12 protein-coding genes and 1 rRNA gene are annotated in these 13676 nt (G+C 61.0%); 6 read left to right on the top strand and 7 right to left on the bottom strand.

All coding sequences use genetic code 11. The features are described 5' to 3' along the window. Window positions 1-213: 213 nt before the first annotated feature. On the bottom strand, window positions 214-1413 hold the full coding sequence (locus C4N23_RS09055; protein ID WP_055190669.1) for an acetate/propionate family kinase: 1200 nt from the start codon (window positions 1411-1413) through the stop codon (window positions 214-216). A gap of 317 nt (window positions 1414-1730) precedes the next feature. Between C4N23_RS09055 and C4N23_RS09050 the strand changes: the two genes are divergently transcribed. The 5 genes from C4N23_RS09050 (at window position 1731) to C4N23_RS09030 (ending at window position 7701) form a co-directional block, all read left to right on the top strand. After that, a complete protein-coding gene (locus C4N23_RS09050; RefSeq protein ID WP_112145547.1) occupies window positions 1731-2930 on the top strand; it encodes a nucleotidyltransferase family protein in 1200 nt (399 codons plus the stop codon). A gap of 124 nt (window positions 2931-3054) precedes the next feature. Continuing rightward, on the top strand, window positions 3055-4374 hold the full coding sequence (locus C4N23_RS09045) for an NAD(P)-dependent oxidoreductase (protein WP_112145545.1): 1320 nt from the start codon (window positions 3055-3057) through the stop codon (window positions 4372-4374). A 171-nt stretch (window positions 4375-4545) separates the two neighbouring features. Continuing rightward, window positions 4546-6096, top strand: a complete 1551-nt coding sequence (locus C4N23_RS09040; protein ID WP_112145543.1) for a DUF1538 domain-containing protein — start codon at window positions 4546-4548, stop codon at window positions 6094-6096. Window positions 6097-6108: 12 nt separating this feature from the next. Beyond that, the gene (locus C4N23_RS09035) at window positions 6109-6783 is read left to right on the top strand and encodes a P-II family nitrogen regulator (protein ID WP_112145541.1); all 675 of its coding nucleotides are present in this window, start codon (window positions 6109-6111) and stop codon (window positions 6781-6783) included. A 51-nt stretch (window positions 6784-6834) separates the two neighbouring features. Continuing rightward, window positions 6835-7701, top strand: coding sequence for a YitT family protein (locus C4N23_RS09030; protein ID WP_112145539.1), 867 nt, complete (start codon window positions 6835-6837; stop codon window positions 7699-7701). A 152-nt stretch (window positions 7702-7853) separates the two neighbouring features. Here C4N23_RS09030 and C4N23_RS09025 read toward each other — a convergent pair whose 3' ends face one another. Together C4N23_RS09025 and C4N23_RS09020 are read right to left on the bottom strand one after the other, a co-directional pair. After that, on the bottom strand, window positions 7854-9473 hold the full coding sequence (locus tag C4N23_RS09025) for a phospholipase D-like domain-containing protein (RefSeq protein WP_112145537.1): 1620 nt from the start codon (window positions 9471-9473) through the stop codon (window positions 7854-7856). A 6-nt stretch (window positions 9474-9479) separates the two neighbouring features. Further along, a complete protein-coding gene (locus C4N23_RS09020; RefSeq protein WP_112145535.1) occupies window positions 9480-10097 on the bottom strand; it encodes a C39 family peptidase in 618 nt (205 codons plus the stop codon). A 144-nt stretch (window positions 10098-10241) separates the two neighbouring features. Between C4N23_RS09020 and udk the strand changes: the two genes are divergently transcribed. Beyond that, on the top strand, window positions 10242-10871 hold the full coding sequence (gene udk, locus C4N23_RS09015; protein ID WP_055190654.1) for a uridine kinase: 630 nt from the start codon (window positions 10242-10244) through the stop codon (window positions 10869-10871). Between the two features lie 64 nt (window positions 10872-10935). Here udk and C4N23_RS09010 read toward each other — a convergent pair whose 3' ends face one another. The 4 genes from C4N23_RS09010 to rrf all read right to left on the bottom strand — a co-directional run bounded on the left by C4N23_RS09010 (window position 10936) and on the right by rrf (window position 13660). Continuing rightward, window positions 10936-11877, bottom strand: coding sequence for a histidine kinase dimerization/phospho-acceptor domain-containing protein (locus C4N23_RS09010; protein ID WP_112145533.1), 942 nt, complete (start codon window positions 11875-11877; stop codon window positions 10936-10938). Beyond that, window positions 11859-12533 (bottom strand): response regulator transcription factor, encoded by a 675-nt coding sequence (locus C4N23_RS09005; protein WP_097839879.1) that lies wholly within the window; start codon window positions 12531-12533, stop codon window positions 11859-11861. Before C4N23_RS09005 ends, C4N23_RS09010 begins: the two co-directional genes overlap by 19 nt. Window positions 12534-12537: 4 nt before the next feature. After that, window positions 12538-13401: a TraX family protein gene (locus tag C4N23_RS09000; protein ID WP_112145531.1), complete on the bottom strand. Its 864-nt coding sequence runs from the start codon at window positions 13399-13401 to the stop codon at window positions 12538-12540. 142 nt (window positions 13402-13543) lie between these two features. Beyond that, window positions 13544-13660: ribosomal RNA gene (rrf, locus tag C4N23_RS08995) — 5S ribosomal RNA — on the bottom strand. Window positions 13661-13676: the final 16 nt, after the last annotated feature.

The raw sequence follows: 13676 nt of genomic DNA, 5'->3' as shown, positions 1-13676 counted from the left end.
AAGCTACCAGGGGCTTGAATGATAGAACATCCTCTGGCTGAGGACTCCCTTATTGTACCGTTCTTTTTTTGATTTGTCAACCAAAAAACAACCCTTCGCCTAGGATTTTGTGGATTCCGCCCAATAAGACAGACTTTGCATCGTTCAAAACAGCAAAAGAGCCGCGCTCCCTTGGCAGGAGCGCGGCTCTCGGAAAGCGCTTTGGCAGGTCGATTACTTCTCGATGACTTCCTTGGTGTCGCGGGCGATCATCAGCTCCTCGTCGGTAGCGATGACCAGCGTGCGGACCTTGGCACCCCAAGCGGTGATCTCGCAGACATCGCCCTGCGGATGCTTGTTCTTGTCGGTGTCGATGCGGATGCCCAGCCAATCCATGTGGTGACAGATCTTTGCGCGGGCGATGGCGTCATGCTCGCCGATGCCGCCGGTGAAGACGATGGCGTCCACGCCGCCCATGGCTGCGATGTAGCTGCCGATGATCTTCTTGATCTGGTAGTTCAGCATATCGGAAGCGAGCTGTGCGCGCTTGTTGCCGGCAGCAGCAGCCTCCTCGACGTCACGCTTGTCGCTGGAAACGCCGGAGATGCCCAGCAGACCGGACTTCTTGTTCAGGATCTCGTCCAGCTGGTGACCGGTGATGTTCAGGGTGTACTTCAGGTAGTTGACCACAGAGGGGTCCAGATCGCCGCAGCGGGTGCCCATCATCAGGCCGGCCAGCGGGGTCATGCCCATGGAGGTATCGACGACCTTGCCCTGATCGACTGCAGCGATGGAAGAACCGTTGCCCAGATGGCAGGTGATCAGCTTCAGGCGCTCAATGGGCTCCTCCAGATACTCGGCAGCCTTGTAAGCCACGTACTTGTGGCTGGTGCCGTGGAAGCCGTAGCGGCGGACGCCGTACTTCTCATAGTACTCGTAGGGGATGGCGTACATATAAGCCTTCGGGGGCATGGTGCTGTGGAAAGCGGTATCGAAGACAGCGACCATCGGGATATCCGGGCCAAAGACCTTGCGGGCAGCCTCGATGCCGAGGATGCCCGCGGGGTTGTGCAGAGGAGCCAGCGGGCTCAGCTCGCGGATGGTGTTGATGACTTCGTCGGTGATCAGGCAGCTGGCCTTGAACTTCTCGCCGCCATGGACGACGCGGTGGCCAATGGCGTCGATCTCCTTGACATCGTTGATGCACTTGCCCTCGCCGGTGGTCATCTTCTTGACGACCTCAGCAAAAGCCTCGGTGTGGGTGGGGAAGATCGCCGGAGTGGTAGCCTTGTGGCCGTTGGCCTCGTGGGTAATCATGCTGCTCTCCATGCCGATGCGCTCGCACAGGCCCTTGCACAGAACCTTCTCGCCATCCATATCGATCAGCTGATATTTCAGGGAAGAAGAACCGCAGTTAATAACCAGAACTTTCATCTTCTTGTGCCTCCATATTGTTTTTCAGCCCACAAAAGCGGGCAGAATTTTACAGATTCCTAAAAATATTATATAATAGGTTCAGCCGCTTTTCAAGCCGCAAACGAGGCAAAGGGTTCTACAAAGTATCCCTGCTTTTTTGTACACCCTGCCCAGAATCCGCAGTATATTGCCATTTTTTGTTGTTAGTCTGACAGATTTTTCACAAACTGTCCCGTTGCCGCATTCTGATTTGAGATCCCCCTCTCCGTCCGCGCTTTGGTGCGGCCGGCTCCTCTATTCGGGGAGCCAACGAGAGGGAGCCGAGGTAAACGCCCATGAAACTAGCTGGTATCATCGCTGAATACGATCCTTTTCACAACGGCCATGCGTGGCAGCTGGCGCAGGCAAAAGCGCTGGGGGCCGGGCGGGTGGCCGTGGCCATGAGCTGCGGGCTGACCCAGCGGGGCGCGCTGCCGCTGCTGCCGGAGGCCGTCCGGGTGCGGGCCGCGCTGACCTGCGGGGCCGACCTCGTCTTCGCCCTGCCCGCGCCCTGCGCCTGTGCCGGGGCCGAAGCGTTTGCCCGCGCGGGGGTGCGGGTCCTTTCCGCCGCCGGGTGCGATGGGCTGGTCTTCGGGGCCGAGACACCGGACGCTGCCCTGCTGATGGAAGCCGCCCGCGTCCTGTGCAGCGAAGCTTACCGCGCCGCCCTCAAGGCACAGCTCGCCGCCGGGGCCCGCAGCTTCGCCGCCGCCCGGCAAGCCGCCGTGGAGGCTCTCTGCCCCGGCACAGAGCTGGCGGCCCTGCTGGACAAGCCCAACAACAACCTTGCCGTCGAATACTGCAAGGCCATCCTCGAACTGGGCGTTTCCATGACCCCCGTTCCCCTGCCCCGCCAAGGCGCGGGCCACGGGGAGGCGCTCTCCCCGGACGCCGTGCAGTTCGCCAGTGCCAGCGCCCTGCGCCAGCTCTGGCAGAGCGGCGGGGCCGACGCCGCTGCCCCCTACGTGCCCGCCGCCGTCCTGCCCCTTTATCGGGAAGCCTACGCCGCCGGGCGGTACACCGATTTCGATGCCGCGGGCCGCTGCGAGCTGGCCCTGCTCCGGGCCAAGTGCACCGGGCCGGAGCCTTTTGCCAACCTGCGGGGCGTCTCGGAAGGGCTGGAACACCGGCTGGAGCACGCCGTGCGCACCAGTTCCACCCACCAAGAGCTGCTGGACGCCCTGACCACCGTGCGCTACCCCCGCGCCCGGATGCGCCGCCTTGCCATGGATGCCGCGCTGGGCTATGACGCCGCCCTACCCCCGCTGCCGCCCTATCTGCATCTGCTGGGGGCCCGGCGGGAGGCCCTTTCCTTATTAAAAGGGGCAGTCCTCCCCGTTTCGCATTCGCTGATGCGTCTGCGGGAAGAGGATCCCTCCTGCGCCCGGATGGCAGACGCTCAGCTCACCGCCAGCGACCTCGGCGCCCTTTGCCGCAAAACGCCGGAGCCCATGGGCGGCTTACTTCGTCAAAAAATTGTCTTTTTGACGAAGTGACAAAATTTTTCAGATAAAAATCGGCAAATAGGCTCTTGTATCACGGGAGCGGTTCGGTGTAAAATAAAAAGAGCATTGGATACAACGAAGCGTCCCCAGTATGGGGCGCAAGAGGAGGAACTGCATGGCACTTCACGTTCTGGACGAAGCGAACCGCTGCCTCGGCTGCAAAAAGCCGATGTGTCAGCAAGGCTGCCCCATCCACACCAACATCCCGGAGGTCATCCGTCTGCTCAAGGCAAACCAGCTGGACGATGCGGGCCGGATGCTCTTTGAAAACAACCCTCTGACCACGGTCTGCGCGCTGGTGTGCAACCACGAGAACCAGTGCGAGGGCCACTGCATCCGCAACCGGATGCCCAGCCACGACCCCGTCCACTTCTCGATCATCGAGGACTATATCTCCACCACCTACGCCAACAAGATGGTGGCCGGCCCTGCCCCCAAGAACGGCATGAAAGCCGCCGTCGTCGGCGCGGGCCCTGCCGGCCTGACCATCGCGGTGCTGCTGGCACGCTGGGGGTATGACATCACCATCTTCGACGCCCGCGATAAGATCGGCGGCGTGATGCGGTACGGCATCCCCAACTACCGTCTGCCTGACAGTGTGCTGGACGATTTCCAGTATCACCACCTCGACCTCAAGGGCATCCACTTCCGCCCCAACACCACCATCGGCAAGACCATCACCATTGACGACCTCTTCCGCGACGGTTACAAGAGCGTCTTCATCGGCGCTGGCCTGTGGAAGGCCAACGCCATGCACATCAAGGGTGAGACGCTGGGCAACGTAGCGTTCGGCATCGACTACCTCGCCAACTCCAAGGCGTTCCGCCTCGGCGACGACATCGCCGTGATCGGCGTGGGCAACTCCGCCATGGACTGCGCCCGCACCGCCATCCGGAACGGTGCCCGCCATGTCACCTGCTACGCCCGCCGCGACGAGGACTGCATCAGCGCCTCCGAGTACGAAGTCCGCTATGCCAAGCTGGAAGGCGTGGGCTTCCGCTTCTGCAAAGCTCCGGTGGAGATCCGCGAGAACGGCCTGATCTGCCGCGACACCGTCAAGGGCGAGGACGGCAAGTTCACGCAGGTGGAAGGCAGCGAGACCTTCTACCCCCACACCGGCGTCATCGTCTCGGTCAGCCAAGGCTCCGAGAGCAACCTCGTCAAGACCACCACCGGCATCGAGACCAACCAGCGCGGTCTGCTCACCGTCAGTGAGGACGGCAGCACCACCCGCCCCGGCGTCTTCGCGGGCGGCGACGCCGTCATGGGTGCCCGCACCGTCGTCGAGGCCGTGGCCATCGCCAAGCAGGTGGCCGAGTCCATGGACAGCTATATGAAGAGCCTCCCCGCCGACACCACCCCCGACCCCTACGCCAACATCCCCGCCTTCCAGACGCCCACCTCGGACGTCCTCGGCAAGCAGAACATCGAATAAACTCTTTCGGCGCCCGCTCTGCATCCTGCACGGCGGGTGCTTTTTGTTTATGAGCGATTTGTAAACTTTGGTTGGAAAAGTAATCTTTGCCGGTTCTTAGTTGCCCTGTTTCGGCATTTTCTGTATACTAGAATCAAATCATTGTATGATTATTCCAATTCGGAAAGGTCGGTGGACGACATTTTAAAAGGTTCGCTTCCCAAACTGCGGGAAAAGCTGCTGGAGTCCCTGCAGGCGGTGCTGCCCATCGTGGCCATCGTGCTGGTGCTCTGCTTTTCCATCGCCCCCGTCTCCCCCAGCATCCTGCTCTGCTTTCTGCTGGGGGCGGCGATGATCATCGTGGGCATCATGTTCTTCACCCTTGGTGCCGAGATGAGCATGAGCCCCATGGGCGAACGGGTCGGCGCGGTGCTGACCAAGAGCCGCAGCGTCCCCCTCATCATCGGGGTGGGCTTCGTGCTGGGCTTCCTCATCACCATCTCCGAGCCGGACTTACAGGTGCTGGCCAATCAGGTTCCCTCCATCCCCAACATGACCCTGATCCTCTCGGTGGCCGCAGGCGTAGGTTTCTTCCTTGTGGTGGCCTTTCTGCGTATGCTGCTGAGCATTGCGCTGCCCAAGCTCCTCGTGGTGTTCTATGCCCTCATCTTCGTACTGGCGGCCTTTGTGCCCAAGGAGTTCCTCGCCGTGGCGTTTGACTCCGGCGGCGTGACCACCGGCCCCATCACGGTCCCCTTCATCATGGCGCTGGGCGTCGGCGTCGCTGCCATCCGCAGCGACCGTCATGCCGCCGACGACAGCTTCGGCCTCGTCGCCCTCTGCTCGGTGGGGCCCATTCTGGCGGTGCTTGTGCTGGGCATCCTCTTTCAGGCCAGCGACAGCACCTACATCCCGCCCGTCCTGCCCGATGTCGGCGATTCGGTGGAGCTGTGGCAGCTGTTCCACGTCAGCCTCCCCACCTATCTGAAGGAGATCGCCACCTCCCTGCTGCCCATCGTGCTGATGTTCGGCATCTTCCAGCTCGTCGCCCTCAAGCTCGACCGCCGGTCGCTGGGGCGGATCGGCGTGGGGCTTTTGTACACCTACATGGGCCTTGTGCTATTCCTCACCGGCGCAAACGTTGGTTTTATGCCAGCCGGTAATTATTTAGGTCAGGTTCTGGCGGGCCGTTCCTTCCGCTGGGTGCTGGTCCCCATCGGAATGCTCATCGGCTACTTCATCGTCAAGGCCGAGCCCGCCGTCTACGTGCTGAACAAGCAGGTCGAGGAGATCACCGACGGTGCCATCTCCGCCGGGACGATGGGAGCCGCCCTCTCGGCTGGCGTCTCCCTCTCGGTGGGGCTTGCCATGGTGCGGGTGCTGACCGGCATCTCGATCCTCTGGTTCCTCATCCCCGGCTACACCTTTGCCATCGGCATCTCCTTTGTGGTGCCCAAGCTCTACACCGCCATCGCCTTCGACGCGGGCGGCGTCGCTTCCGGCCCCATGACGGCCACCTTCCTGCTGCCGCTGGCGCAGGGCGCGTGCGTGGCCGCGGGCGGCAATATCGTCACCGATGCCTTCGGCGTGGTGGCCATGGTGGCCATGACGCCCCTCATCACGGTGCAGCTCATGGGCCTGATGGCGCAGTTCAAGCAGCGCCGCGCCCGCAAAGCGCAGCCGGTGCCCGCCGCCGCGCTGGCCTTTGCTGACCTGCCGGATGACGCCATCATTGAGCTGTAAGGAGGTCTTGCTGTGAATTCGCTTTACTGGCTGGTCACCATCACCGACCGACGCTCCACCGACGCCTTTCTGGCCCTGTATGCCGAATTCGGCGTCACGGTCAGCTTACGCACCGTAGGCTCCGGAACCGCCGTGCAGGAGACCCTTTCCACCCTCGGCCTTGAGCGGACGGAAAAGGCCGTCCTCTTCTCGATGATCACCGCCGACACATGGCCCAAGCTCCAAAAGGAGCTGCGCCACCGGCTGCGCATCGATGTGCCCGGCACCGGCATCGCGTTCATCATCCCGCTCAGCAGCATCGGCGGCAAGCGGGCGCTCCAGTTTTTGACCGAACATCAGACCTTCACCTTAGAGGAGGAGAGCACCTTGAAAGATACCCGCTATGAGCTGCTGCTCGTCATCGCCAATCAGGGCCACACCGGCTCCATCATGGACGCCGCCCGCGCCGAGGGGGCCGGCGGCGGCACCGTCGTCCACGCCAAGGGCACCGGCATGGAGGGCGCGGCGCACTTCATGGGGGTGGAGCTTGCCAACGAAAAGGAGCTGGTCTTCATCGTCAGCCGCACGGCCCAGAAGAACCAGATCATGAAAGCCATCATGACCGGAGCCGACCCCAAGGCGGGGGCCATCGTTTTTTCGCTTCCCGTCACCGACACCGCCGGTCTGCGGCTGATCGACGAAGATTAAGTGTGGATTTTTCCCTCCTTTTCTTGTATCATAGGAAAGGAGGGATTTTTTATGAACCGATCTTATCGCCGTCACTTCATCTTGAACAGCGCCGCCATCGTATTCGGCAACGCGCTGTATTCGCTGGCCGTCGCGCTGTTTCTGGAACCCGCCGGGCTCATCACCGGCGGTGCCACCGGCATTGCGCTGGCCTTTGGCCGCCTGACCGGCCTGTCCGTTTCCGGCTTTCTGCTGGCCTTCAACATTGCCATGCTGGTCTGGGGCTGGGTGGTGCTGGGGCGTGCCTTTGCGCTGAACACCCTTGCCAGCAGCATCCTGAGCCCCGCCTTCCTCGCGCTGTGGGAGGGGCTGCTCCATGGCCGCGTCCTCACCGAGGACATCTTCCTGTGCACGGTCTTTGCGGGCCTTGGCATCGGCGCGGCCCTCGGCATGGTCATCCGGGCCGGGGCTTCCACCGGCGGCATGGACATCCCGCCGCTGGTGCTGCAAAAGTGGTTCCGGCTCCCGGTCTCCCTTACCATGATGGTCTTTGACATCGCCATCCTGCTGGTACAGGCCCTGTTCAGCCAGTCGGATCAGGTGCTGTACGGCATCGTACTGGTCATCCTGCACACCATCGTCATGGACAAAATGCTTCTGATGGGTGACAGCCGCACGCAGGTCAAGATCATCAGCGCCCGGTCCGACGCCATCCGCGAGGCCATTCTGGAGCAGCTCGACCGCGGCGTGACCATCTTCCACGGCGAGGGCGGCTACACCCGCGACCCCAGCGAAGTGCTGTTGAGCGTTGTTTCCAACCGTGAACTGCCCAAGCTGGAAAAGCTCGTCCATTCCATCGACCCGGAGTGCTTCCTCATCGTCAGCCGCGTCACCGAAGTCAGCGGCCGCGGCTTCTCGCTGGAAAAGCACTATCAATAAACTATGGACCCGTTCCCCCTTCCGGCGGGCTGCCGCCCTCCATGAGGCGCTGGCCAAACGCAACGGATCGCAAAACAAAAGCTGTTGTTACTCCCCCAGTCACCTACGATGCCAGCGGTGACGGAAGGAGTTCCAACAGCTTTTTCTTATCATTATAGCAGCGGTGCAATGACTTTGAGCAGCATTCCCACGGCACGGAAAAGGAACCGCCCCTGCCAGATGCTCTTCGGGTTGTTCTCCACGGTGCGGCACTGTTCCAGCGTCGCCTGAAAATCCTCTTCGATGTCCCGGATGCAGGGGGCGTTCGTCAGCCAGACCGCATTTTCAAAATGGTGGTACAGGCTGCGGTAATCGAGGTTGATGGTTCCCACCACGGCCTCCCGGTCATCCACCACAAAGACCTTTGCATGGACGAAGCCCGGCGTCCACTCGCTGATCTTCACGCCGGAATCCAGCAGGGCCGAGTAGTGGGTCTTTGCCAGCGCATTTGGGAACTTCTTGTCCGCGATGCCCGGCAGGATCAGGTGGACATCCACGCCCCGCTCGGCGGCGAATTTCAGCGCCGTTTCCAGCTCGCCGTCCAAGATGAGGTAGGGCGTCATGATGTGGATGTACTCCCGTGCCCGGTTGAGCAGGTCGATGTAGACCATCTCGCCCACCCGTTCGCCGTCCAGCGGACAGTCGCCGTACGGGGCTGCGGTGCCCTGCGTGTGTTCCGGCACCGGGATGGGGTCCGCAAGGAAGGCTTCGAACTCCGGCTCCTTCAGCACGCTCCACATCTCCAAGAACAGCGCCGTCAGCGAGCGGACGGCCTCGCCCTCCAGCATGATGGCCGCATCCTTCCAGCGGCCGTACTTCTCCACATGGTTGATGTACTCATCCGCCAGATTCACGCCGCCGGTAAACCCGACCCGCCCATCGATGACGAGGATCTTCCGGTGGTCGCGGTAGTTGTAGTGGGTCGAGACAAAGGGCTGCACCGGGCTGAACACCTTGCATTGGATGCCCAGCGCTTCCAGCCGCTTGGGGTAGTCCCGCGGCAGGGTCGAGAACTCGCAGGTGCCGTCGTACATCACCCGTACGTCCACGCCCTCGGCGGCCTTGCGGGCCAGAATCTCCAGCACCCGGCCCCAGAACAGCCCCTCGTCGATGATGAAATATTCGACGAAGATGTACTTTTCCGCCGTATCCAGCTGCCGCAGCAGCTCGGCAAACTTGGCTTCGCCGCTGGGGAAATAGGTCATGGCGGTGTTCTCATACACCGGGAAGCCGCCGCCCGGCCCATGCAGATACTTTGCCAGCGACGCCGCGCCGGGCTCGGCCCGGCGCAGCCGCTCCACCACCTCCCGGTTCTGGGGCAGCTGGGGGCGGAGGGTATTTTCCAGCTCCATCAGCCGCTTGCGCAGCAGGTTGTGGCCCGCATTGCTCTTGACGTAGAAAAAGAGCGGCACGCCCACCACGGGCAGGATGGCAACGACCACCATCCATGTGATCTTCGCGCTGTTGTCCATCTTGCTGTTGAGCAGATAGACGACCATGGCTGCCGTCACGACCACGCTGCCGCCGAAGTAATGGGGCAGCAGGTTGCCGAACCACCGGAAGATGCTGAACAGCAGCCCCACTTGGAGCAGCAGAAGCACCAGTACCAGCCCGAAGCGGCTGAAGATGGCGTGGACGATCCCCTTCTGGCCCTTTTTCAGCAGCCGCAGCCCGCCGTCCTCAAACTTCTGGGCGTAACCCCGGACATTCTCTTTCAGTTCCTCTTTTTTCATGGCGGCTCACCTTCTCCGCAGGGTCACGGCGAACATCCCCTGCGCGGCGTGGCACTGCTCCGCCAGCGCCTTCGGCTGGCGGCACAGGCCGTGGTCGTGCCACGGGTCATTGAACCAGTAGTGGTCCTCGTCGTAGCCCACCAGCAGCAGACAGTGCTCGTTGCACTTCCACGCAAAGTCGGTGCCGTCCGCCAGCAGCCAGTGGTCCCGCTGTTCGGGCACGGGCTGGAAGTCCAGCGTCGCCCAGAAGACCACCGGCATTCCCTCGTCGATATACCGGCACAGCTCCGCCGCCGTCTTTCCGCTCTCGTCCACCACCTCGAACCGGTCGGCGGCGCCCTCGTGCACCAACGCGCTGTTCAGCGCCTCCACGATGCAGGGCGCATAGCAACCATAACCGGTGTGATCGTGGGGGTCGCCGGGGTAAACGTGCCACGGATCCGGCCCGTAGAGTTTTCCGTCCTGCTCCCAATAGGGGGCGTGGGGCAGGTCCCGCTCGATGAAGGTGTCCGGGGCGATGGAAATGCCCATCGCTTGCAGCAGCATCACCGCGCTGATGCTCTCACAGCCGTTCACCCAGCGCTCGGTCTGGTCAATGTAGGGTGCCGATATGATTTTTTTCATCCAGTTTCCTCCCAGAGCCTTGTTTGCTCTGTCAAAAAAAGCGTTTTTGTGTTATGATATGCAGTAAGAAGGATTTACTTTTATATTATAACTGAATTTGACCGGTTTTTCTACCGAAATCGGCAGACGGGAGGATTTTGGAACATGAACAATCTGATCATCGGCATTGCGGGCGGTTCGGGCAGCGGCAAGACCACGCTGGCTCTCCGGCTCAAGGAGCGTTTCGGGGAGGACGAGGTGCGCCTCATCTCCCACGACAGCTACTATAAGCGCCACGACGAGCTGCCGTTTGAGGAGCGCTGCAAGCTGAACTACGACCATCCAGATGCCTTTGATAATGACCTGCTCATCGAGCATCTGCGGGAGCTGAAGGCGGGCAGCGCCATCGACTGCCCGGTTTACGACTACGCCGACCACAACCGCAGCAGCGAGGTGCAGCACATCGAACCCGCCCCCGTCCTCATCGTGGAGGGCATCCTGCCCTTGGCCGAGCCGGAACTGTGCAAGCTGTTCGATTATAAGATCTATGTGGACACCGACGCCGACGAGCGCATCCTCCGCCGCATCCTGCGGGACGTCAAGGAGCGCGGCCGCTCGCTGGACAGCGTCATCACCCAGTACCGCACCACGGTCAAGCCCATGCACGAGGCCTTCGTCGAGCCCAGCAAGCGCAATGCGGACATCATCATCCCCAACGGCGGCGAGAACGGCCCCGCCATCGAGATGCTGGCCCACCACATCCGCAGCCTGATCCAGAAGGCAAATATGCAGTGACATTTTCCGATACCGCACAGCCGCCCCGCCGCGTTGAGAGAACAACGCAGCGGGGCGGCTGTTGTTATGTTCTTCGCTTGTATTTCAGAGGCGTCTGCACCTCAGCGCGGATGCGGGTCAGATAATTCCGCGTCTCTCCGGTGCTGCGAAGGATGGCGTCGAGCTGGGCCTTCTGTTCCCCGGTCATGCCCTCATCCTCGGCCAGAAGCTCGGCATTGCCCTGAATGACCGTCAACGGCGTCTTCAGCTTGTGAGACAGCTGGATGATGCTCTCCCGCTGCCGGTGCTCCATTTCCCATTGGGCCTGCAGGCTGTCGGTCAGTTCCTCACCCATCAGCTGCAGCGCGCGCAGAGCCTCATCGTACTCCCGCACCTTTGCCCCGGTAAAGTCGATGTCCTCGATGCCCCTTTTTTCGGCCACCTGCCGGGACGCCTCCGTCAGCCGAGCCGTCTCCCGTCTCAGAAACGCACCGGAACGGTGGGTGCTCCACGCGACCACCCCCACCAGCAGGAAAATACCCAAAATCAAGTGCATCGTCTGCACATCCGGCAGAATATCGCGCAGAGTTGGGTCTGCATAGGGCACTGCGTAGTCAAATTGCAGCAGACAAACCGTCCCGTCCTGCAATCTCGCGCGCAGATAATACTGTTCGTATCCAATCTCCCAGCGAAGATCCCCCGCCCACTCCCGCATTGCTTTTTGCAGATGGGAACGGTCCATGTTGGTGGCAAGCACCGTATTCCCCTCTGCATCAAACAGCACATACCGGCACAGCGGGTCCAGCTCAGCCGGGTCAAATGTTTTTGCCGTCCGGTACGGCAGAATGTTCTGTACTGCCTCGTTCGAGACCCGCGCCGCCCGGTTGGCCGGAAGAAGCCATCCGCTGTCGATGCACAAGAAAAACAGCAGGAACCAAAGCACCGCTGCCACAATGCAGCTCACCGCTGTCTGCACAAGATACCCCAGCAGCACGGCCCGCAGCGAGATCAGTTTTCGCTTTTCCATTGATAGCCCACTCCCCACACCGTCTTCAAAAGCGTCTCCGGTGCCCCGGCGGCCCGCAGCTTGACCCGGATGTTTTTGATATGCTGGGTGATAGCGGTGTCGTCCGCTGTTCCATCCACGCCAAACACGGCTTCGTAGATTTGTTCCTTGGTGAAGGTCTGCCCAGCATGAAGCGCCAGATACTCACAGATCGCGTACTCCGAGCGGGTCAGCGGCAGTTCTTTTTCTGCGTAGGACGCCGATTTTCCCTTCATATCAAAGCTCACCCCGCCACGCACCATCCGGTACACCGGAACACGGTTCTGCCGCCGCAGATGGGCCGCGACCCGCGCCCGCAGTTCGCTCACCCGGAAGGGCTTGGTCAGGTAGTCATCTCCCCCAATGCCCAGCCCCTCCAGCACGGATGCCTCATCGGTCCGGGCCGTCAGAAACAAAATGGGTGCATCCGTCTGCTCCCGGATCCGGCGGCAGACAGCAAAGCCGCTTTCGTTTGGCATCATCACATCCAGCAGGATGCAGTCCGACCAGCGGCAGAGTGCTTCGGTCAGGTCTGCCCCGGAGCTGCATGTCACCACCCGGTGACCATCCCGCTCCAAGGCCGTCTTGAGCAGGATGCACAGGTCCGGGTTGTCGTCCACCGCCAGAATGTTTGCCACACGATCACCTCATCACATTGTAAAGCAGACAGGACGCCCCATACAAAAGATAGATATGGGCCGGATAGAACCCGTAAAACAGCTGCTTGTGCCCGCTGCCCCGCCTGCCGTTGTAGAGTCCCATCAGTACCGCTGCCGCCACGCCGAACCACTCGTAATAATCCGTAAACATCTGGGTCCAGACGAAATTTGCCTGAGCGTGAAACATCGCAAAGGGCAGCACCAAATCCCACAGAAGCGCATTCAGCGCCCACACGCCCAGCTGCACCGGGCGATGCCCCCGCAGCGCATACAGCAGCACCCCGCCCAGCAAAAAGCCCCAGCTACCGTCTGTGATAGCCGTCCACATGGGCAGCGGACTCGTCATCAGGAACGCCACCACCGCAGAGGCAATGGGCATATCTTGCACTTGGGGGAAAACCAGCAGAAAGGCCATGACCATATACGGCCAGCACAAAACGGCGGCAATGGCGCCAATGCCCTTTGCGAATTTTTTCTCCCGCAGCCAGTCGATGCCTTGCCAGACCACGCACAACAGCACAAGATCCTGAAAGATGGCATTCTGCGGATAAAAGCCGTCTCCACGCCGGAAGGCACCGGCATAGATCATGAAAAATTCCAGTGCCGCCATCGCTGTTCCGATTGCCCAGATGCGGAGAACGTAGCGCTTCCGGTCATGGGTGTGCGCAAAGCCTTCCACCGTGCAGAACAGAAACAGCGGCGCACTGAGCCGCCCCAGCATACTGAACCATGTGGGCACCCAGCCCGTAAATTCAAAGAAATAATGAATGTGATCCAACACCATCAGCACCAGCGCGACGGTCTTGAGCTGAGTCCCATCCAGCCCTTTTTTCATCAATTGTTCCATACAGATACTCCTCTCCTTGTACTGCATCCAGTGTAGCAGGAATATCTGTAGAAACTATAAGTTTCTGCCTTTTATGATACTATTTTTCGCTCCAAAGTGCAACAAAAAACGCCCTAAGATCTCTCTTAGAGCGTTTTGATCAAGTCGGCGACTACCTATTTTCACGCGCCGTTTCCAGCGAACTATCTTGGGCACGAGTGAGCTTAACTTCTGTGTTCGGAATGGGAACAGGTGGAACCTCACCGTCATCGTCACCGACCATATGACTGGTTCAG

The sequence above is a fragment of the Faecalibacterium hattorii genome, assembly GCF_003287455.1.
GTDB classification, from domain to species: Bacteria; Bacillota; Clostridia; order Oscillospirales; family Ruminococcaceae; genus Faecalibacterium; species Faecalibacterium hattorii.
This window is presented reverse-complemented; position numbering and strand designations above follow the sequence as displayed.